The sequence below is a fragment of the Promicromonospora soli genome (genome assembly GCF_014653785.1).
In the GTDB taxonomy this organism is placed as follows: Bacteria; Actinomycetota; Actinomycetes; order Actinomycetales; family Cellulomonadaceae; genus Promicromonospora; species Promicromonospora soli.
This window is the reverse complement of record NZ_BNAS01000001.1, coordinates 46,497-66,614: the sequence shown is the minus strand read 5'-3', so window position 1 is coordinate 66,614 and position 20,118 is coordinate 46,497. Positions and strand designations below refer to the sequence as shown.

Sequence of the window (20,118 nt, the reverse complement as noted above, 5' to 3'; positions counted from 1 at the left end):
CAGGACTCCCGAACGGAACTGCGACGCGCGTGAGAACGAGCCAGACGACAAACGGCCAGACCGCGCGTCCAGAGACGTCCAGCGCACAGGCGTCCACCGCCGACGTGCCGCAGCGTCCCGGGGGCTGGTTCCTGCGCCGCGCCGGTGCGTACGTCGCGCTGACCAAGCCGCGGGTCATCGAGCTGCTGCTCGTGACGACCGTGCCCACCATGATCCTGGCGGCCGACGGCATGCCCGGCTTCTGGCTGATCGTCGCCACCCTCATCGGCGGGGCCGGTGCCGCGGGCAGCGCGAACGCCTTCAACATGTGGTGGGACCGCGACATCGACGAGATCATGAACCGGACCAAGCGGCGTCCGCTCGTCACGGGAGAGATCTCGCCCCGCGCCGGCCTGGTGTTCGCCTCGATCCTCGGCCTGCTGTCGCTGACGTGGTTCGCGCTCGTCATCAACTGGGCCGCGATGTGGCTCACGCTGGGCGCCATCGCGATCTACGTGGTGGGCTACACGATGATCCTCAAGCGCCGCACCCCGCAGAACATCGTGTGGGGCGGCATCGCCGGCTGCATGCCCGTGTTCATCGGCTGGGCGTCGGTGACGGGCGAGCTGAGCTGGGCCGCGCTGGCGCTGTTCGGCATCATCTTCTTCTGGACGCCGCCGCACTACTGGCCGCTGTCGATCAAGTTCAAGAAGGACTACGCGAACGCGAACGTCCCGATGCTGCCGGTCGTCAGCGACGACAAGCGCGTGGCCGCCGAGATGGTGGGCTACACGCTCGCGATGATCGCCTGCTCGCTCCTGCTGACCCCGCTCGCCGGCATGTCCTGGGTGTACACGGCGGTGGCCGCTGTGCTGGGCGCGTGGTTCCTGTGGTCGACGGTCGCGATGCTGCGCCGGGCGCAGGGCAAGGCCGGCGGCAAGCTGGGCGCGATGAAGGTGTTCCACGCCTCGATCACCTATCTGTCGCTGCTCTTCGTGGCGGTAGCGGTGGACGTCTTCCTTCCGTTCTGACCTCGTATCTCGGCGGTCATGATTCGGTAGCGCAGATGTCCCCCGCCTAGGCTGGGGCGCGTGACCGAGACCCCAGCCGACCGAACCACCGATACCGCCGATCAGTCTGCGGGCTACTCCTTGGGCCTGCCGACGGCGTCCGCCGTAGCTCCCGAGAGCGACCTGGCTCCCCGCCGGGCAGCCCGCGAGAAGTCGCGCGTCGCTCCCGACTACGCGCGAGCCTGGCTCCTGCTGTCCGCGATGCGGACCGAGCTCTTCGACAAGGCCCAGCTCTCCCGCGCGGACCAGGTGATCCTCGACTGCGAGGACGCCATCGACGACCGCCTCAAGGACGAGGCGCGCGAGAACGTCATCCGGTGGATCAAGAACGGCGGCAGCGCGTGGGTGCGGATCAACGACCGCCACGCACCGTCCTGGGCCGACGACGTCGCGTACCTGCGTGGCCTCGAGGGGCTCAACGGCGTGATGCTCGCCAAGACGGAGAGCGCCGACGACGTCATCGACACCGCGCAGCGCCTCGGCGGCGACGTGCCCGTGATCCCGCTCGTGGAGTCAGCCCTCGGTATCGAGGAGGCCGTCCACATCGCCAAGGCCCGCGGCGCGTTCCGCCTCGCGTTCGGCTCCGGCGACTACCGCCGCGACACCGGCGCGGCCAACGAGCCCATCGCCATGGCGTACCCGCGCTCGCGCCTCGTGGCCGCCAGCCGGATCGGCGGCCTGCCCGGCCCGGTCGACGGCCCCACGGTGGGCTCGTCGCACGCCCTCCTGCGCGAGCAGTCGGCCGACGCGGTCAACCTCGGCATGACCGGCAAGCTCTGCCTGGACTTCGAGCAGTCGGCGGTCATCAACGAGTCCTTCGCGCCGTCGCCGTCCGACGTGGCCTGGGCCATGGACTTCTTCGCCGAGTTCGAGGCCGCGGGCTCCGTCATCCGGGACGGCAGCGACAAGCCGCGCCTCGCCCGCGCGCAGGTGATCCACTCGCGCGCGGAGCTGTTCGGCATCAACCCCGCCTGAGCCTGCGGCTCCGCTCCGGGCGAGTGCCTCGTTCCTCGGCCCTCACCCTGCGCTGCACCTCCGGCTCAGGCGGTATCAATCCCGCCTGAGCCTGCGGTTCCGCTCCGGGCGAGTGCCTCGTTCCTCGGCCCTCACCCTGCGCTGCACCTCCGGCTCAGGCGGTATCAACCCCGCCTGACCGGTCTCTCGGCGTGGCCCGCCCGTGCGGCGGGCCACGCTCGGCATGATGGGGCGGTGTCCACCGCACTGGCCCACCTGCCGTCGTTCCGTGTGACCCAGCCCGGCCCGCCACCCGCTTCTGATGAGGGCGCGCAGCTCGACCGTGCCCTCAAGGACTACCTCGCGCACCTGAGCGTGGAGCGCGGCCTCTCGGCCAACACCGTCGCCGCGTACCGCCGCGACCTCGTGCGGTACGGGGCATACCTCGCGTCAGCGGGCCGCCCCGGCCTGGCCGGGGTGACGGAGGCCGACGTCACCGGGTTCGTCGAGTCCGTCCGGCGGGGGGCCGACGGCGGGCGGCCGCTGTCGCCGTCGTCCACCGCCCGTGCGCTGGCCGCCGTGCGGGGCTGGCACAAGTTCGCCCAGGCGGAAGGCCTGGCCGTGGACGACCCGTCCGCCGAGGTGCGCGCCCCCACCCTGCTGCGGCGCCTGCCGCACGCCCTGTCCGTGGACGACGTCGCCGGGCTGCTCGACGCCGCAGGAGCCGGCGACGGGCCGTTGCCCCTGCGCGACCGGGCGCTGCTGGAGCTGCTGTACGCGACCGGCGCGCGGATCTCCGAGATCGTGGGGCTCGACGTCGACGGGGTGAGCGACAGCGCCGCCGTCCGGCTGCTCGGCAAGGGCTCCAAGGAGCGGGTCGTGCCCGTGGGCTCGTTCGCGCGCGACGCGCTGGAGGCCTACCTGGTCCGGGCGCGCCCGGCGCTGGTCGCGGCCGGCCGAGCCACGCCCGCGCTGTTCCTCAACACGCGCGGCGCGCGGATGTCCCGGCAGACCGCCTGGGCCGCCCTGCAGTCCGCCGCCGCGCGGGCGGGCCTCAAGGAGCATGTCTCGCCGCACACGCTGCGGCACTCGTTCGCCACCCACCTCCTGTCCGGCGGGGCGGACGTGCGCGTGGTCCAGGAGCTGCTCGGGCACGCGTCGGTCACGACCACGCAGATCTACACGATGGTCACCCCGGACGCGCTGCGCGAGGTCTACGCGGCCGCCCACCCGCGGGCCAGGTAGGAGCCCGGGAGCAGGCCCGTAGCCGAAGGACGCCACGCCGAGGCTTTCGCCGGGCGGCGCCCACACTCTGGTATAGCGTGGCGGGCGTGAGCGAGGCACCCAGCCAGGAGGGGGCGAGCACGATGACCGACATTCTTCTCGGCAAGGCGGTCGTCGGCGCACCCGCGGACTCGGAGATCGTGCGCGACGTCGTCGGCCGCGCCATGCCGGAGCTGCCGGAACCGGCACCCCTCGCGAGCCACGGCCCCGCGCGCATCATTGCGATGTGCAACCAGAAGGGCGGCGTCGGCAAGACCACCACCACGATCAACCTGGGCGCCTGCCTCGCGGAGTACGGCCGCAAGGTGCTCCTGGTGGACTTCGACCCGCAGGGCGCCGCGTCGGTGGGCATCGGCGTGAACCCGCACGAGCTCGACCTCACCATCTACAACCTGATCATGGAGCGGGGCGTGGACATCCGCGACGTCCTCATCCCGTCGGGCATCGAGAACCTCGACGTGCTGCCGGCGAACATCGACCTGTCGGCGGCGGAGGTGCAGCTCGTGGGCGAGGTCGCCCGTGAGTCGGTGCTGGCCCGCGCGCTGCGCCCGGTGATCGACGACTACGACGTGATCCTCATCGACTGCCAGCCGAGCCTCGGCCTGCTCACGGTGAACGCCCTGACCGCTGCGCACGGCGTGCTGATCCCGCTGGAGTGCGAGTTCTTCGCGCTGCGCGGCGTCGCGCTGCTCGTGGAGACCATCGAGAAGGTGCGCGACCGGCTGAACCCGGCCCTGGAGATCGACGGTATCCTCCCCACCATGTACGACTCGCGCACCCTCCACTCCCGGGAGGTCGTGGCCCGGGTGCACGAGGCCTTCGGCGACACCCTGCTGCACTCGATCATCGGGCGCACGGTGAAGTTCCCCGACGCCACGGTCGCCGCGGAGCCCATCACCGCGTACGCCCCGGGACACCCGGGCGCGGCCGCGTACCGTCAGCTCGCCCGGGAGCTCGTGGCCCGTGGCGACGCTGCCTGAGGTGCTGGAGGCGGAGGCGCCTGCGGCGGAAGTGGCGGAGCAGGACGCTTTCGCCGCCCCCGACGAGCGACGCGCCTCCCGCACCTTCCAGGTCCACCTGCACAACTTCGAGGGCCCGTTCGACCTGCTGCTCTCGCTCATCGCGAAGCACAAGATGGACGTCACCGAGGTGGCGCTCGCGGTGGTGACCGACGAGTTCGTCGCGCACATCCGCGAGGCGGAGCGGGCCTCCCGCGAGGCCGCCGCACGCGGCGAGGTCCACGAGTCCTGGGACCTCGGCGTGGCCAGCGAGTTCCTGGTCATCGCAGCGACCCTGCTGGACCTCAAGGCCGCCCGCCTGCTGCCCGGCGTCGTGGACGAGGACGCCGAGGACCTGGAGCTCCTGGAGGCCCGCGACCTGCTGTTCGCGCGGCTCCTGCAGTACCGGGCGTACAAGGAGGTCTCGAAGGTCATCGCGGAGCAGATGGCGTCGGCCGGACGCCGCGTGCCGCGCCTGACGCCGCTCGAGCCGCACCTGGCCGCGATCCTGCCCGAGCTGGTCTGGGACACGACGGGGGGGCAGCTCGCCGAGCTGGCCGCGCGGGTGCTGGCCCCCAAGCCGCCGCCGGTGGTGGGCCTGGCCCACCTGCACGGCTCCGCGGTGAGCGTGCGCGAGGAGGCAGGCGTCATCGTCAAGCGCCTGCGCACGGAGCACGCCGTGACGTTCCGGTCGCTCACGGCCGGTACCGAGCGCCTCGTGACCGTGGCCCGGTTCCTCGCGCTGCTGGAGCTGTTCCGCGACTCGCTGGTCGGGTTCGAGCAGGTCAGCCCGCTGGGCGAGCTCACAGTGCGCTGGACCGCCGGGCCCGGCGACGGCGAGAAGTACCTCGACCCCCAGGCCGGCCCCAGCGAGTTCGACGAGGACGACCCGCCGGACGAGCAGGCCCTGCCGCAAGAGCAGGCCCTGCCGCAAGAGCAGACCCTGCCGGAAGAGCAAGCACAGACCGCGCAGCCCGGAACGGAGGCGACAGCATGACCGTCGAGGAGCAGGCCCCAGCGGCCGCGCAGGTGGACCCGGAGAACCCCACGCAGGACGAGCTGGCCTTCGTCGACGTGCACACGCTCCCGGGCGGCGCGCACGCGGCCGTCGAGGCGGTGCTCATGGTGGCCGACGCGCCGATCGGCGCGGACCGGATAGCGGCGGCGCTGAACCTGCCGCAGGACGAGACCGACGACATCCTGCACGAGCTGGCCGACGAGTACGCCGGCCACCTCGGCTCCCGTCCGCGCGGTTTCGAGCTGCGCCGGACGGTGGACGGGTGGCGCATCTACTCGTCCGCGGCGCATGCGGACCCGGTGGGACGCTTCGTGCTGGACGGCCAGTCGTCGAAGCTGAGCCAGGCCGCCCTGGAGACGCTGGCGGTGATCGCGTACCGTCAGCCGGTGACGCGTGGCCAGGTCAGCGCGGTGCGCGGGGTGAACGTCGACGGCGTCGTGCGGACGCTGCTGACCCGCGGGCTGATCGCCGAGATCGGCCAGGACCCGAGCTCGGGTGCAGTTCTCTTCGGAACCACGGGATACTTCTTGGAGCGGATGGACTTCTCGTCGCTCGACGAGCTGCCTCCGCTGGCGCCACACCTGCCGGACCTCGACACGATCGACGGCCTCGACGGACTGGACTCCTAGTCAGGATCTCAGTCCGAGATCGGGGCCCGCGGGCGGGTCCGTAGCGCGCCACTTCCGAGATCTTCCGACTCACCGAGAGATGAATCATGAGCAACGAACGCCGCGGCGGGAGCCGCCGCGAATCTGGTGGCGGTCAGCAGCCCCGCCGTCCTGCCCAGTCCGGCAAGCAGGGTGGCAAGCAGGGCGGCAACTTCCGTGGTGGCAGCTCCGCCAAGAGCCGTGCCCAGGCGAACGCACCGCGCCGCAAGCCCGCGCAGCCCGCCGAACAGGGCCGCGACGTCCACGTCGAGGACGGCGTGCGGCTGCAGAAGGTGCTCGCGCAGGCAGGGCTCGGCTCGCGCCGCGCGTCGGAGGAGCTGATCGCGAACGGGCACGTCGAGGTGGACGGCCAGCTCGTCACGGAGCTGGGTGTGCGGATCGACCCGGCGACCGCCGTCGTGCACGTGGACGGGCTGCGGATCCAGCTGGACCAGGCCAAGGTGACCATCGCGCTGAACAAGCCGCTGGGCGTGGTGTCGACGATGGACGACCCCAAGGGCCGCCCGACCGTCGCGGACCTCATCAAGAACCGTGAGGAGCGCCTCTTCCACGTGGGCCGGCTCGACGCCGACAGCGAGGGCCTGCTGCTCCTGACGAACGACGGCGAGCTCGCCAACCGCCTGTCGCACCCCAAGTACGAGATCGCCAAGACGTACCTGGTGACCGTCGAGGGCGAGGTCTACCCGCGGACCGGCCGCGAGCTCCTGAAGGGTGTGGAGCTCGACGACGGCATCGCGAAGATGGACGCCGTGCACGTGCTCCAGCAGATCGACGGGTTCGCGATGCTGGAGGTAGTGCTGCACGAGGGACGCAATAGGATCGTGCGCCGGATGTTCGACGCCGTCGGGCACCCTGTGACGCGCCTGGTGCGCACCCGGATCGGGCCGATCCCGCTGGGCGACCTGAAGCCGGGCCGCACGCGTGTGCTCGGCCGGACCGAGCTCGGCACCCTGATGGGCGCCGTCGACCTGTAGCACCCGTGATGTCCGACCACCCCGAACTCTGAGGAGAACAGCACTGTGACCAGCCCCGTAGTGATCGCCATCGACGGGCCGTCGGGCTCCGGCAAGTCGAGCGTCTCGAAGGCGGTCGCGGCGCGGCTCGGCCTCGCCTACCTCGACACGGGCGCCATGTACCGGGCGGCCACCGTGTGGAGCATGGAGACGGCGGACCTGGACGACGCCGCGTCGGTTGCCACGGCGGTCCGCGCGATGCCGCTGGTCCTGGGGCTGGACCCGGCCGCGCCGGGCGTCGAGCTGGACGGGCGGGACGTCGCTGTGACGATCCGCACCACCGAGGTCACGACGAACGTGTCGAAGGTGGCGTCCAACCTCGACGTGCGGGCGGAGCTCAAGCGGCTGCAGCGCGAGATCATCGACCAGGAGTGCAGCGCGGTCCAGGCCGGGTACTCGGGCGGCCGGGGGATCGTGGCCGAGGGCCGCGACATCACCACGGTCGTGGCGCCCGACGCCGATGTCCGCGTGCTGCTCACCGCCTCCGAGGAGGCCCGCCTGCGCCGCCGGTCCCTGGAGGTGCACGGCGCCGCCGACACAGAAGCGGTGGACGCCACGCGGGACCAGGTGCTGCGCCGTGACCAGGACGACGCCAAGGTGACGCAGTTCCTGGTGGCCGCGGACGGCGTTGTGACGGTCGACTCGAGCGACCTCGACTTCGAGCAGACGGTCGACGCCGTGCTCGCGGTCGTCACGCAGGTGACCGGGCGCGAGGTCGCGTCGTCGGCCTGAGCCGCGGAGCGGCCGTCGTCCGCCCGAGGCGGGCGGAGCGACGCAGGTCATACGGCGGCGAGGCGGCCTGAGGGTTCCAGGCCTGCGACAATGGAGGCATGACCCACGACTCCTCTGCATCGGAGGCTGCTGCCCTGGACGCGGCGGCCCGAGATGATGCTGCCCTGGACGCTGCCGCCCCGGTCGCACCCGACCTCGATCTCACCGAGACCGAGGACGACCTCGCGCGCGAGCGCGCCCTGCGGGTGGGGCTCGAGGAGTTCGAGCTCGACGAGTCGGACCAGGCGCTCCTTGAGTCCGAGTGGACCGACGAGGAGGCCGAGGCCGAGCAGGCGCTGCCCGTGCTGGCTATCGTCGGGCGGCCGAACGTCGGGAAGTCGACCCTGGTCAACCGCATCATCGGCCGCCGCGAGGCGGTAGTGGCCGACAAGCCGGGCGTGACGCGCGACCGCGTGTCCTACCCGGCCGAGTGGGCCGGCCGCCGGTTCATGCTCGTGGACACGGGCGGCTGGGAGACCGACGTCGCCGGCATCGAGTCCAAGGTGGCGGAGCAGGCCGAGGTCGCGATCTCCCTGGCCGACGCCGTCGTCTTCGTGGTCGACGCCGCCGTCGGCGCCACCGCCACCGACGAGCGGGTCGTGGAGCTCCTGCGCCGCTCCGGCAAGCCGGTGGTGCTGTGCGCCAACAAGGTGGACGGCGCGTCGGGCGAGGCGGACGCCACGTACCTGTGGGCACTGGGCCTGGGGGAGCCGTACCCCGTCTCCGCCCTGCACGGCCGCGGCACGGGTGACCTGCTCGACGCCGCGGTCAAGGCGCTGCCGACGCAGTCCGCACACGGCAAGCTGCGGCCCTCGGGCCCGCGCCGCGTGGCGCTCGTCGGACGCCCGAACGTGGGCAAGTCCTCGCTGCTGAACAAGATCGCGGGCTCGGAGCGCGTGGTCGTCGACGAGGTGGCGGGCACCACCCGCGACCCGGTCGACGAGCTCATCGAGCTGCGCGGCATCCCGTACTGGTTCGTGGACACCGCCGGCATCCGCCGCCGCGTGCACCAGACCAAGGGCGCCGACTTCTACGCCTCGCTGCGCACCGCGGCCGCCATCGAGAAGGCCGAGATCGGCGTGGTCCTGGTGGACGCGTCGAACCCGCTGACCGAGCAGGACATCCGTGTGATCCAGCAGGTCGTGGACGCCGGCCGCGCGCTCGTCATCGCGTACAACAAGTGGGACCTCATGGACGAGGACCGCCGTCCCTTCCTCGAGCGTGAGATCGAGAAGGAGCTGGTGCAGATCGCGTGGGCGCCGCGGGTCAACCTGTCGGCGCGCACCGGCTGGCACAGCGAGCGTCTGGTTCCGGCGATCGAGCGGTCGCTTGCGTCGTGGGACCGTCGCGTCCCTACGGGCAAGCTGAACGCGTTCCTGGGCGAGCTCGTGGCCGCTCACCCGCACCCCCTGCGCGGCGGCAAGCAGTCGCGCATCCTGTTCGCCACGCAGGCCTCGACCCGTCCGCCGCGGTTCGTCATCTTCGCCACGGGGTTCATCGAGGCCGGCTACCGCCGGTTCATCGAGCGTCGCCTGCGCGAGACGTTCGGCTTCGAGGGCACGCCCATCGAGATCTCGGTGCGGGTGCGGGAGAAGCGCAAGCGCTGAGGTAGGGCCCCCGGAGGCTCGGCGCGTGGGCTCGATGCCCACGATGTCACCGTCTCGCGGTACCTTCGGGTCGTGCTTCCGGCCAGTATCCCCAGCCCCGACCCGGTGTGGTCCCAGTTCAGCCTGGGCCCGCTCACCATCCACACCTACGCCCTGTGCCTGCTCGCGGGCATCGTCGCCGCCGCGTACATCACCGACCGGCGCCTCCGCGCACGCGGAGCCGCCCCCGGGCTCGCTCTCGACATCGCGATGTGGGCGGTGCCGATCGGCATCGTCGGCGCCCGGATCTACCACGTGCTCACCCACCTCGACGACTTCACCGGGCCTGAGGTCGACGCGTGGGCCTGGGTGCGGATCTGGGAGGGCGGCAACGCCTTGTTCGGGTCGCTGCTCGGCGGCGCCGTGGGCGTCTGGATCGGGTGCCGCCTGACGGGCCTGCGGTTCGGGTCGTTCGCCGACGCGCTCGCGCCCGGCCTGCTCGTCGCCCAGGCGATCGGGCGGCTCGGCAACTACGTGAACCAGGAGCTGTTCGGGCTGCCGACGACGCTGCCCTGGGGCCTGGAGATCCGGTCCGACGCACCGATGTTCCCGGCCGGTACGCCCGAGGGCACCTTGTTCCACCCGCTGTTCCTGTACGAGATGATCTGGAACCTCATCGGGGTCGCGCTGCTGCTCGCCATCGAACGGCGGGTCGAACGCCGGAACGCCGCCCTGGAGAACCCGGGGCCAGGCCTGCGCTGGGGCCGCATGTTCGGCCTCTACCTGATCTGGTACGGGCTGGGCCGCATCTGGCTCGAGTCCATCCGGATCGACCCCACGAGCGACGCCCCCCTGGGCGTCCCGGCGAACATCTGGACGTCGGGGGTAGCGATCCTGCTGGGTATCGCGATCGTCGTGGTGCAGGGACGGCGGCACCCGGAGCCCGAGCTGTCGGTCTACCAGCCGGGGCGGGAGCCCGCGGAAGAGGACGCCGAGAGTGCAGCCGAGACCGAGAGCGCCGGAGACGCCAAGGGCGAGGGCGCCGAGCCGACCGGGCCGTCCGACACCAAGTAGCCCATGGGACGGCGAACCTGGTGGGCGGTCGCCGCCGTCCTGGTGGCCGTGGCGTGGGGCGGTAACGAGTTCACCCCGCTGCTCGTGATGTACCGCGAGCAGGGGAACATGGGGCCCGTCACCGTGGACGCCCTGCTGGCCGTGTACGTGTTCGGACTCGTGCCCGCGCTGCTGCTGGGTGGGCCGCTGTCCGACCGGTTCGGCCGCCGTCCGCTCCTGCTGCCCGCGGCGCCGGTCTCGGCGCTCGGTTCGCTCGTGCTCGCCCTGGATCCGGCCAGCCCGGTGGTGCTCGCGATCGGGCGGCTGCTGTGCGGCGTCGCGCTCGGCCTCGCCATGGCAGTCGGGTCCACCTGGCTCACGGAGCTCAGCGCCGCGACCGGAGACCGGGGCGCCGGGCCGCGCCGCGGATCGCTGGCCCTCACCGCCGGATTCCTCTCGGGCGCGGGCGTGGCCGCCATGCTCGCGCAGTTCGCCCCCTGGCCCACGCTCCTCTCGTACGTGCTGCACGCGGCCGGCGCGCTGCTCGCCGGTGCGTGGCTGCTGCGTGTCCCGGAGACCCGTCCGGCCCTGCCGGCCGGCGAGCGGGCGCCCCTGCTCGACGACCTGCGCATCACCGCCGTCCGGCACCCTCGGTTCCTGCGCGTCGTGGTGCCGCTCGCGCCCTGGGTGTTCGGCTGCGCCGGCAGCGCCTTCGCGGTCCTGCCCAGTCTGCTCACCGATCATGCCGGCGGCATCCCTGTCGCCTTCGCCGGGATCATGGCCGTGCTCGCCCTCGGTTGCGGCATCGGCATCCAGGTGGTGGCGCGGCGGATCGACACGCCGTCGTCGGCCCGCGCGTCCATCGTGGCGCTCGGCATCGTGACCGTGGGGATGGCGCTCGCCGCCTCGGCGTCGGTGGCGCTCTCGCTGCCGCTGGGCGTGCTGGCGGCCGTGGTGCTCGGGACGGGTTACGGGCTGGCTCTCGTGGCCGGGCTGAGCGAGGTAGCGCGCATCGCAGGGCCCGGCCGGCTCGCCGGGCTGACCGCCGTGTTCTACTCCCTGACCTACCTCGGGTTCTTCGTCCCGATGGTGCTCGCCTGGCTGCGCGAGACCTGGTCCTACGGCGAGATGTTCGGCTTCGGCGCGGTCGCCGCGGCGCTGTGCCTGACGATCGTCGCGATCTCGTCGCGGAGCGCGCTCCCGGACCCGATTCGCCGGTAGGCCCGGGCGGCATGCTGTCGCACGTCGGGACCTCGGGTGTGTACCGGGTCCCGACGTGCGACACGATGCCTATGGGATGGTCGGCACCGCCTGCACGATCAGCTCGCGCGCCTGCTGCACGAACCAGCCGCCGGCAGCGGGATCCTCGATGCCACGCGCGGGGTCGAGCGGGCCGCTCGTACCGCGATAGCACTTGCCGTCGGACTCACCCGGGACCTTGATCCACAGGTGGGCGTCGACCAGCTCGTTGCCGGTGTCGAGCGTGGGGCGAGGCCCGAGGCCGCGTCCCGGCGGGTTGCACCATTCCTCAGGGTCGCTGTAGACGCCGTTCGGGGAGTCCCAGGCACCGCGTCCGTTGCGCGACGTGTCGATCACGTAGTGCGTCGACGGCTCCACCGACCCGAGGATCAGGTCGTAGCGGGAGTCGATGCCCGACGTGTTCAGGGCCGGATCCGGGTTGCCCGCCGACCACACGCCGTAGTTGTTCATCGCCACACCGGACCAGCCGGTGGCCGGGCCGCCGTTCCAGTACTGGTTGGGGCAGCCCGAGTAGTTCAGGGGGACCACCTGCGTGACGTAGGCGATGCAGGACGAGACCCAGCTGCCGTAGGCCGTGACGTTCGCCGTGTACTGGAAGTTCGACGTGTTCACGAAGAAGCCGTCCGCGTCCTGCACGCCGGCGCGGATCAGGCGCGAGGCGTTGTCGCCGACGGTGAGCCAGGCACTGTGACCGCCGTCGAGATAGACGGTGGTGCCAGGCAGCGCGCCGAGCTCGTCGACCGCGTAGTTCAGCATGTCGAAGCGATCGATCGCCGCCGTGACCGGATTGGCCTCGGCCGGGCGGCACCACTCCAGCGTGCCCTCGATGCTGGTGTACCACGGGATGATTCCGAGCCCGTCGGGCTCGAGGATCACGATGGCCGTGTCGTCGCCGATGCCGGCGACGACACCGTCGATCCACGCCTTGTACGCGGCGACGCTGGTCGCGCCGCCCGCGGAGTACTGCGAGCAGTCGCGGAACGGGATGTTGTACGCGACGAGCATCGGGATAGCGTCCGCGGCGTTCGCACGGCCGACGACGTCGGCCGTCCGGGTTTCGACCTGAGCGGGCGTGCCCGAGGTCAGCCACGTCGCCGTGGGGTAGCTGCCCAGCAGCTCGGCGTCGGCCTTCGCCTGGCCGGTGAGACCGGCTGCCGCAGCGAGGGTCGTGCTGAACGGGTCCACGTAGAGCTCGGGCGGATCGACCAGAGCGCTCGACTGCGTTCCGGTCGCCTGGGGTGGCGGCGCGGCCAGTGCGGGACCCGCGAAGGCGAGGCTCGCAACAAGACCGGCCGTGACAGCCAACCCCCTGGCTGTAGTCCGAAGTGCATGGCTGCGTTCGAGATGGAGCATGGGAATCCTCCGACCTGGGATGACGGCACTGTCTCGTGGTCGAACTGGCGAAACGCCGGGAGCAAGCGCAGCCAGCGCTAACCGGACAAAATTATCGCAGAGGTCGTATCGGACGGCAAGTATTTTCCAGGTCAAATGCGACTTGCAGCATCCCAGACGAGAACGCCCGCGGGATCCCAGATGTGGCTGGTGCCACCGTTCGACCAGACCGCGTGGAAGCCGGCCCGCAGCGCGGGGCTGCGGGCGGACGCCTCAAGGCGGTGGCGCGCCCCGTGCGGGAGACGCGCCACCGCCGTCGGGCGGCTAGGCCGGGTCAGCCCACGGCGCGGAAGGTCGCGTCAGCGCGACCGGTCGCATTGGTGATGGTGTCGAGCCGGAGCTCGTAGCCCCAGTGCCTGATGTACCGGTCGGGGTAGTTGTACGACTGGTAGGACGTCCACGAGGACTCGGCCAGACCGGCGACGGCCTTGAAGCTGGCGTCGGCCCGGAAGCTCGACGTGCCGTCGTAGCGTGCGAGGACGAAGTCGAAGCCCGCGTGCCGCATGTAGTGGTCGGGGTGGTTCACGGACTGGAACGAGACCGTGCCGGTGCCGGCCAGGCCCGGGACGATCCGCCACTGCCCGTCCTGGGCGGGCGACACGTTCGGGTCGATGCGCACGTCGTAGTTGGCGTGGCGCACGTACCGGTCCTGGAAGTTGTAGGACTGGATCCGGGTGGCCGCCGTGCTGCCCCAGCGGGCGAGGACCCGGCTCTGCTCGGCTGCGGTGATCTGCAGGATCGACCCGTGCCGCTTCTTCGTGCCGCCCAGGTTGTAGGAGCTCACGGTCTGGAAGTTCTGGGTGCTGCCGAGGTTGGTCGAGCGGATGGGCATGTACCCGCGGCCGGTGGCGTACTGGTCGAGCCAGAGTCCCCACGAGGTGCCGTTGTTGAACGGCATCCACATCGGGCCCTCGACCACGTTGCCGCCGCCCGTGCCGTTGGAGATGCCCATGTGGGAGAGGTTCCCGATCGTGGTCCACGTGCCGAGGATCGAGTTGCTCCCCTCGATGGTGATGTGGCCGTCGGCGGAGGCGCGGTAGTAGCGGAAGCCGCCGACGCTCGTCGGCGACTCGACGATCTGGGTGTCGATGATGCCCTGCGTGCTGCTGGGGCGATCGATGTAGAGCTGCGCGGTGGTGAACGTCCGGAAGTCCGTCGTGCGCGAGTAGTAGATACGGTGCTTGGTGACGCCGTTGAGGGGAGCGCTCGTGGCCCAGTAGACGACGTAGTCACCTGTGGCGGGGTTGTAGATCGCCTCGGGGGCCCAGGCGTTGCCCGCGCCCGGGATGCCGCCGGCGACGTCGACGAGGCGGGGCTCGGACCAGTCCACGAGGTTGGTGGACTCCCAGACGACGAGCGACTTGCTGCCGCGGCTGACGGCGTCGGACCATGACGTGCCGCTCGCGATGCGCAGGTCGGTCGCGATGATCCAGTACTTGTCGCCCTGCGGGGAGCGGACGATCGCGGGGTCACGGACTCCGCGGGTGCCGACAGTGGACACCACCACCGGGGCGCCGTTGTTCAGGTCGGACCAGTTCAGCCCGTCGGTGCTGTGGGCAAGGTAGATCTGCTCGCCGTTGGTGGACTCGCCGGTGAAGTGGGCCATCAGGTAGCCGGTGAACGGGTCGAGGGCGGCCGCGCGCTGGGCGGTCGCGACCACCCAGGTCGCGGTCAGCAGGGCCAGGGCGACGAGCATCGCGACGGTGGTCGTCATTGTGCGCCGCAGGGGGCGGGTGGGGTTCACGTGCACACTCCTTCGTGTCATGTGGCTCGATCGGGACCGAGGCCGGGGCCGCCTGGTTCTCTCCTTCGAGGACCGCGACGGGCGGGCGTCAGCGCCCGAGTCGCGCCAAGCGTCGCTCATGTTAGCGCTCACACAGGGGGAGGGGAAGGTCGTTCCTCGGCGGAGGGGCACCGCAAAGCCCAGATCGGACGGTTGAAGGCTTGACGACCTGCACGAACACCGGCAAGGTCAGGCCTCAAGCCGAGGGCGGCGCGCCCCTGCGGCCTTCCCTCCATCACTCACGACAGGGAAGACCCCCATGGCATCACTCGTGGACCGTCTGCGTCCTCGCTGGCTCCTCCTTGTCATCGCCGGTATCGCGGTCGTCCTGGGTGCCGCCGCCGCTCTCGCGCCGACGATCGCCGGTGGCGACGGGCCCGGCCGGTCGGACGGTCCGGTGACGTCCGGGGCGAGCCCCACCGCCATCGCGGCCATCCCGAGCCCCAGCCCTTCGAAGTCGTCGTCGGCGGAGGAGGCAGCCGCCGCCAAGGCAAAGGCAAAGGCGAAGGCCAAGGCAAAGGCCAAGGCGAAGGCGGAGGCCGAGGCGGCCGCCCTGGCCGCCGCCACACCCGTGGGCTACGCGGCGATGAACGGCGGCACCAGCGGCGGCCAGGGCGCGGCCACCGTGCACGAGTACGTGCTCTCCGCGGTGGCAGGCACCTACGGCGGCGCCGGCGACGCGCTCTACACGCTGCTCGACGAGCACCAGGATCGCGGTGCCGACGAGGGCCTCGTCATCTATGTCGACACCACGATCTCCGAGGAGAACCTCTCGGAGAGCGCTATCGACGTGAAGGACGTGCAGCACGTCTCGATCCTCGGCGTCGGGACGAGCGGCCGGCTGGACGGTGTCGGCATCACGGTCACGCGGTCGCACGACGTCGTGATCCGGAACCTGACGATCCACCACGTCGACACCGGCGAGAAGGACGCGGTCAGCATCACCGACCACTCGACCAACGTCTGGGTCGACCACAACGAGCTCTTCAGCGACCTTTCGGTCGACGAGGACTACTACGACGGCCTCGTCGACGTGAAGCGGAACTCCGAGTACGTGACCATCTCGTGGAACTACATCCACGACCACTGGAAGACCTCCCTTGTGGGGCACGAGGACGACCCGTCGCTGGCGCCCGACAACATCACCTACGCCTTCAACCACTTCCAGCGCGTCAACTCACGCGTGCCGCTGGTCCGGTACGCGCACGTGCATGTGCTGAACAACTACTTCGACTCCATCGGCAGCTCGGCGATCAACGCCCGCGGAGGCGCCCAGATCCTGGTGGAGGGGAACTACTTCTACCGGGCGGGCAGCGGCGAGGAGGACTCGCACGCCAACCAGGTCCAGGGCCCGGTCGGGTGGTGGTACGGCACCGACACCACCGGCTACTGGAACCTGCGGGACAACGCGTTCGAGGAGACGGCTTACGAGCACCTGAGCTCGACCACGGACTTCACCGTCCCGTACGACTACGCGGCACTTTCACCCGGGAAGGCGCGGGCCGCCGTCCTGTCCGGCGCCGGCACGGGTGTGCTGAACATCCGGCCGTGAGCCGGGCGATCGTGTCCGGCGATCGCTCGCACGGGCCTGCCGCCGGCGATCGGGTCACGGGGCGACCGCGATGTCGGCCGTGGCCAGGGCCAGCAGCGCCACGCACACCACGGCGACCCCCATGCTGAGGCCGAACGGCGCGCGGCTGCGCGGCCGGGCGACCGTCACGGCGCCTGCGGCAAGGGCGAGACAGACGGCGACCGCGCCGCCGATCCACGACGCGGGCCTCGGGGCACCGGCCGGGCCGGCAAGCACCACGGCGACGGCGACCACCAGGAGGCACGGGGCGAGGATGCCGGACCCCCGGCGACCGAGTCGGTGGGGCAGCCCCCGCACGCCCGTCGCGGCATCGTCCTCCAGGTCGGGGAGGGTGTTCGCCACATGCGCTCCCACGCCCAGCAGTGCCGCCGCTGCGACCGCCCAGCCGGCGGGGACGCGTGGGCCGGGCGCGGCCAGCACGACGCAGACTGCCAGCAGGCCGAACGACAGCGCGTAGGGCAACCAGGACCAGGCGGTCGTCTTGAGCCGGGCGTTGTAGGCCCACGCCCCGGCCACCGCCACGAGATGGGCAGCCCCCGGCGCCAGGCCGAGCGCGAGCGACGCGACGACGCACACGGCCAGCGCCGCGAGCGCCGCGTCGCGCAGGGTGCGGGCGGTGAGAAGCCCTGCTACCACCGGCTTCTCGGTGCGGCCGACGGCGACGTCGCGCGGGGCGTCGATCCAGTCGTTGGACCACCCGACGGAGAGCTGGCCGGTTCCGACCGCCACCGTGATCAGAGCGACGGTGCCCCATCCGGAACCGAGGGCAGCGGCGAGCGCGGCGGCCAGGCCGGTCACGACGGCAGCCGGAGCGGCGTGGCTCGCGGTCACGAGACCGCGGGCCAGGCGGCGGGCTTCGGTGCCGGACGTCATGGGCCGCACGCTAGTCGCCGTGCGTTCTCGCCGCGCGGGCTGACGGGTCCTGCGTCACGATGCTGAGATGTCGAGTGTCGTCGCGGTCGAGCCGGTCCTGCCAGGGCACGTGTACGCCCAAGAGGCGATCACCGAGGTAGTGGGGCCGCTGGTGGCGCCGGATCCGGAACGGACCGCGCTGCTGCACCGCCTGCACGGGAGCGCCGGCGTGAGCCAACGCCACCTGGTGCTGCCGCTCGAGGAGTACGCGGGCCTGCGTTCCCTGGCTGCCGCCAACGCGGTCTTCGTCCGCGAGGGCGCTTCGCTGGCCGAGGAGGCGTGCCGGCGGGCGCTGGCCGCCGCCGGGCTCGAGCCGGAGGATGTCGACCACGTGTTCGCCACCTCGGTCACGGGGGTGTCGGCGCCGTCGCTGGACGTGCTGCTCTCCGAGCGGCTCGGCCTGCGCAGCGACGTGCGACGCACGCCGTCGTTCGGCCTCGGCTGTGCGGGCGGCGCCGCCGGGCTGGCCCGCGTGCACGACCATCTGCTGGGCCGGCCGTACGACGTGTCCCTCCTGGTGTCCGTCGAGCTCTGCTCCCTGACCATCCAGCATGGCGACGACTCCGTGGCCAACATGGTGGCCTCCGGCCTGTTCGGCGACGGCGCCGCGGCCGTCGTCGTCGTGGGCGCGCTGCACCCTCTGGCGCAGCCGCCGTCGACCAGTGCCGCGGCGCAGCCGGCGGCGGGCGGCAGGCGGCGCACGGCCCGAGTGATCGACACCCGCTCGCGGCTGTACCCCGGCACTACTGCCGCGCTCGGCTGGGACGTGCGCGACACCGGTTTCGCGATAGTGCTCTCCGCCGGTCTGCCGGACCTGCTGCGTGCTCACCTGCTCGCGGACGTGAAGTGCCTGCTCGCCGAGCACGGCCTCACGCCCGACGAGGTGCCCACCTGGGTGGTGCACGCGGGCGGACCCCGCGTGATCGACGCCGTGCGGGACGCGCTCGGGCTGTCCGAGGTCGACGTCCGGGAGAGCCGGGCGAGCCTTGCCGGTGCGGGCAACCTGTCGTCGGCCTCCGTGCTCGACGTCCTGGCCAGGACGCTCGCGCGCTCCGACGCCCCGGCGGGTTCGCCCGCCGTGCTCATGGCCTTCGGCCCGGGCGTGTCGTGCGAGCTCGTGCTGCTGCACCTCGAGGGGCGCTGAGATGCTCGGGTTCTATGTCGCGCTCGTGGCCGCTACCGCGGTCGAGCGCCTTGCCGAGCTCGTCGTGTCGACCCGCAACGCCCGGTGGTCGTTCGCCCGCGGCGGTGTCGAGTCGGGGCGGGGGCACTTCCCGGCGATGGTGGCTCTGCACAGCGGGCTGCTGGTGGCGTGCGTCGCCGAGGCCGTGCTCGCCGACCGGCCGTTCCTGCCGTGGCTCGGCTGGCCGATGTTCGTCCTCGTGCTGGCGAGCCAGGCGCTGCGGTGGTGGTGCGTGACCACGCTGGGGCACCGCTGGAACACCCGCATCATCGTGGTGCCGGGCCTGCCGCTCGTCTCGGCCGGCCCGTACCGGTGGATCCGCCACCCCAACTACGTCGCGGTGGTGGTCGAGGGTGTCGCCCTGCCGATGGTGCACACCTCCTGGGTCACGGCCCTCGCGTTCACCGTGCTCAACCTGCTGCTGCTGGCCCGCTTCCGCATCCCGGCCGAGAACCGGGCGCTCGGGCTGGCCGCGCACGGGGCGCGGTGAGCAGCAGGAGCCACGGCGCCGGGGACGCGGACGTCGTGGTGGTGGGGGCCGGGCCGGTCGGGCTGGCGGCGGCGATGCACGCGCGGGCCGCCGGGCTCGAGGTGCTGGTCGTGGACAGGAGGACAGGCACGCTCGACAAGGCCTGCGGCGAAGGCCTGTTCCCCGGCGCGCTGCGGGCCGTGCAGGCGCTCGGCGCCGACCCGCCGGGCCACCCGCTCACCGGGATCAGCTACAGGGCACCCGGCCGGCACGCCGACCACCAGTTCGCTGCCGGGCCTGGCAGAGGCGTCCGGCGCACCGCGCTGCACGAGGCGCTGCGGAAGCGTGCCGCCGACGTCGGCGCGCCACTCCTGCACGGCAGGGTCACGGGCCTGCGGCAGGACGCCACGGGCGTCGAGGTCGAGGTGGTGCCCCCCTCACGTGCCGACGGCGGCGAGGGGAGAGCCGCTGTCACGCTGCGCGCCGGATGGGTGCTGGGGTGCGACGGCCTGCACTCCACGGTTCGTCGGCTGGCGGGGCTCGACGCGGCCCCCGACCAGCGCGGCGGCCGACCGGAGCGCAACCGGTACGGCCTGCGCCGGCACTTCCACGTAGCGCCGTGGACCGACCTGGTCGAGGTGCACTGGTCGCAGCACGCCGAGGCCTACGTGACGCCGGTCGCCGCCGACCTTGTCGGCGTCGCGCTGCTCGGGTCTCGTGCCGTGGCCGGGGTGGGGTTCGACGCGCTGCTGCGCTCGCAGTTCCCGGAGCTCGGCGCCCGGCTTGCCGCCGCCACGGCCGCAGGGTCGCTTCTCGGCGCGGGTCCGCTGCGCCGTCGGTCGCGGCGGCGCTCCGCGGGACGGGTGCGACTCGTGGGCGATGCGTCGGGCTACGTCGACGCCCTGACCGGCGAGGGGGTCCGTGTGGGCCTCGCTCAGGCGGAGGCGGCCGTCCGCCACCTGGGCGACGCCGCCGCGTACGAACATGCGTGGCGCACGGTGACCCGCGACTACCGCACGCTCACCACGGGGCTGCTCGCCTGGGCCTCGAGTCCAGCCCGCGGTGCCATCGTGCCCGCGGCGTCGCGGGCGCCATGGCTCTACGGCGCGGTGGTCGAGCGGCTGGCCCGTTGAC

Annotated in this window: 18 protein-coding genes; 15 read left to right on the top strand and 3 right to left on the bottom strand. The window is 72.0% G+C overall.

Translation table 11 applies throughout. The annotated features are described in order from the left end of the window. The first annotated feature begins 29 nt into the window (after positions 1-29). The 11 genes from IE250_RS00295 to IE250_RS00245 all read left to right on the top strand — a co-directional run bounded on the left by IE250_RS00295 (position 30) and on the right by IE250_RS00245 (position 11,615). Positions 30-1,010 carry a heme o synthase gene (locus tag IE250_RS00295; RefSeq protein ID WP_189667298.1) on the top strand — a complete coding sequence of 327 codons (981 nt, stop codon included), beginning with the start codon at positions 30-32 and terminating at the stop codon, positions 1,008-1,010. A 162-nt stretch (positions 1,011-1,172) separates the two neighbouring features. Next, positions 1,173-2,024 carry an HpcH/HpaI aldolase/citrate lyase family protein gene (locus IE250_RS00290; RefSeq protein WP_189668242.1) on the top strand — a complete coding sequence of 284 codons (852 nt, stop codon included), beginning with the start codon at positions 1,173-1,175 and terminating at the stop codon, positions 2,022-2,024. A 270-nt stretch (positions 2,025-2,294) separates the two neighbouring features. Next, positions 2,295-3,248, top strand: coding sequence for a site-specific tyrosine recombinase XerD (xerD, locus tag IE250_RS00285; protein WP_189668241.1), 954 nt, complete (start codon positions 2,295-2,297; stop codon positions 3,246-3,248). A gap of 122 nt (positions 3,249-3,370) precedes the next feature. Continuing rightward, positions 3,371-4,267, top strand: coding sequence for a ParA family protein (locus IE250_RS00280; RefSeq protein WP_189668240.1), 897 nt, complete (start codon positions 3,371-3,373; stop codon positions 4,265-4,267). Then, complete coding sequence (locus tag IE250_RS00275) at positions 4,251-5,282, top strand: segregation and condensation protein A (protein WP_373301540.1); 1,032 nt, start codon at positions 4,251-4,253, stop codon at positions 5,280-5,282. Before IE250_RS00280 ends, IE250_RS00275 begins: the two co-directional genes overlap by 17 nt. Beyond that, complete coding sequence (gene scpB, locus IE250_RS00270) at positions 5,279-5,932, top strand: SMC-Scp complex subunit ScpB (protein ID WP_189667297.1); 654 nt, start codon at positions 5,279-5,281, stop codon at positions 5,930-5,932. The genes IE250_RS00275 and scpB overlap by 4 nt, the downstream gene beginning before the upstream one ends. Before the next feature lie 86 nt (positions 5,933-6,018). After that, on the top strand, positions 6,019-6,945 hold the full coding sequence (locus IE250_RS00265) for a pseudouridine synthase (RefSeq protein WP_189667296.1): 927 nt from the start codon (positions 6,019-6,021) through the stop codon (positions 6,943-6,945). Positions 6,946-6,990: 45 nt separating this feature from the next. After that, positions 6,991-7,716, top strand: coding sequence for a (d)CMP kinase (gene cmk, locus IE250_RS00260; RefSeq protein WP_229872015.1), 726 nt, complete (start codon positions 6,991-6,993; stop codon positions 7,714-7,716). A 98-nt stretch (positions 7,717-7,814) separates the two neighbouring features. Further along, on the top strand, positions 7,815-9,362 hold the full coding sequence (der, locus tag IE250_RS00255; RefSeq protein ID WP_189667295.1) for a ribosome biogenesis GTPase Der: 1,548 nt from the start codon (positions 7,815-7,817) through the stop codon (positions 9,360-9,362). Positions 9,363-9,434: 72 nt separating this feature from the next. After that, positions 9,435-10,415: a prolipoprotein diacylglyceryl transferase gene (gene lgt / locus IE250_RS00250; RefSeq protein ID WP_189667294.1), complete on the top strand. Its 981-nt coding sequence runs from the start codon at positions 9,435-9,437 to the stop codon at positions 10,413-10,415. A gap of 3 nt (positions 10,416-10,418) precedes the next feature. Next, entirely contained in the window at positions 10,419-11,615 is a 1,197-nt protein-coding gene (locus IE250_RS00245) for an MFS transporter (protein ID WP_189667293.1), read from the top strand. A 69-nt stretch (positions 11,616-11,684) separates the two neighbouring features. On the opposite strand, the gene IE250_RS00240 is transcribed toward IE250_RS00245, so the two are convergent. Both IE250_RS00240 and IE250_RS00235 read right to left on the bottom strand, forming a co-directional pair. After that, the gene (locus IE250_RS00240; RefSeq protein WP_308434097.1) at positions 11,685-12,959 is read right to left on the bottom strand and encodes a glycoside hydrolase family 6 protein; all 1,275 of its coding nucleotides are present in this window, start codon (positions 12,957-12,959) and stop codon (positions 11,685-11,687) included. A gap of 361 nt (positions 12,960-13,320) precedes the next feature. Next, positions 13,321-14,790, bottom strand: a complete 1,470-nt coding sequence (locus IE250_RS00235; RefSeq protein ID WP_229872014.1) for a glycoside hydrolase family 43 protein — start codon at positions 14,788-14,790, stop codon at positions 13,321-13,323. 298 nt (positions 14,791-15,088) lie between these two features. Between IE250_RS00235 and IE250_RS00230 the strand changes: the two genes are divergently transcribed. Further along, positions 15,089-16,381 carry a pectate lyase family protein gene (locus IE250_RS00230; RefSeq protein ID WP_229872013.1) on the top strand — a complete coding sequence of 431 codons (1,293 nt, stop codon included), beginning with the start codon at positions 15,089-15,091 and terminating at the stop codon, positions 16,379-16,381. Between the two features lie 54 nt (positions 16,382-16,435). On the opposite strand, the gene IE250_RS00225 is transcribed toward IE250_RS00230, so the two are convergent. Further along, positions 16,436-17,293, bottom strand: coding sequence for a UbiA family prenyltransferase (locus tag IE250_RS00225; protein ID WP_189667291.1), 858 nt, complete (start codon positions 17,291-17,293; stop codon positions 16,436-16,438). A gap of 67 nt (positions 17,294-17,360) precedes the next feature. Between IE250_RS00225 and IE250_RS00220 the strand changes: the two genes are divergently transcribed. From IE250_RS00220 to IE250_RS00210, 3 genes are read left to right on the top strand one after another with little or no spacing between them, the layout of a single operon-like run. Further along, entirely contained in the window at positions 17,361-18,476 is a 1,116-nt protein-coding gene (locus tag IE250_RS00220; RefSeq protein WP_189667290.1) for a type III polyketide synthase, read from the top strand. 1 nt (position 18,477) lies between these two features. Further along, positions 18,478-19,005: an isoprenylcysteine carboxyl methyltransferase family protein gene (locus IE250_RS00215; RefSeq protein ID WP_189667289.1), complete on the top strand. Its 528-nt coding sequence runs from the start codon at positions 18,478-18,480 to the stop codon at positions 19,003-19,005. Next, positions 19,002-20,117 carry an NAD(P)/FAD-dependent oxidoreductase gene (locus tag IE250_RS00210; protein WP_189667288.1) on the top strand — a complete coding sequence of 372 codons (1,116 nt, stop codon included), beginning with the start codon at positions 19,002-19,004 and terminating at the stop codon, positions 20,115-20,117. Before IE250_RS00215 ends, IE250_RS00210 begins: the two co-directional genes overlap by 4 nt. The last annotated feature ends 1 nt before the right edge of the window (position 20,118 follow it).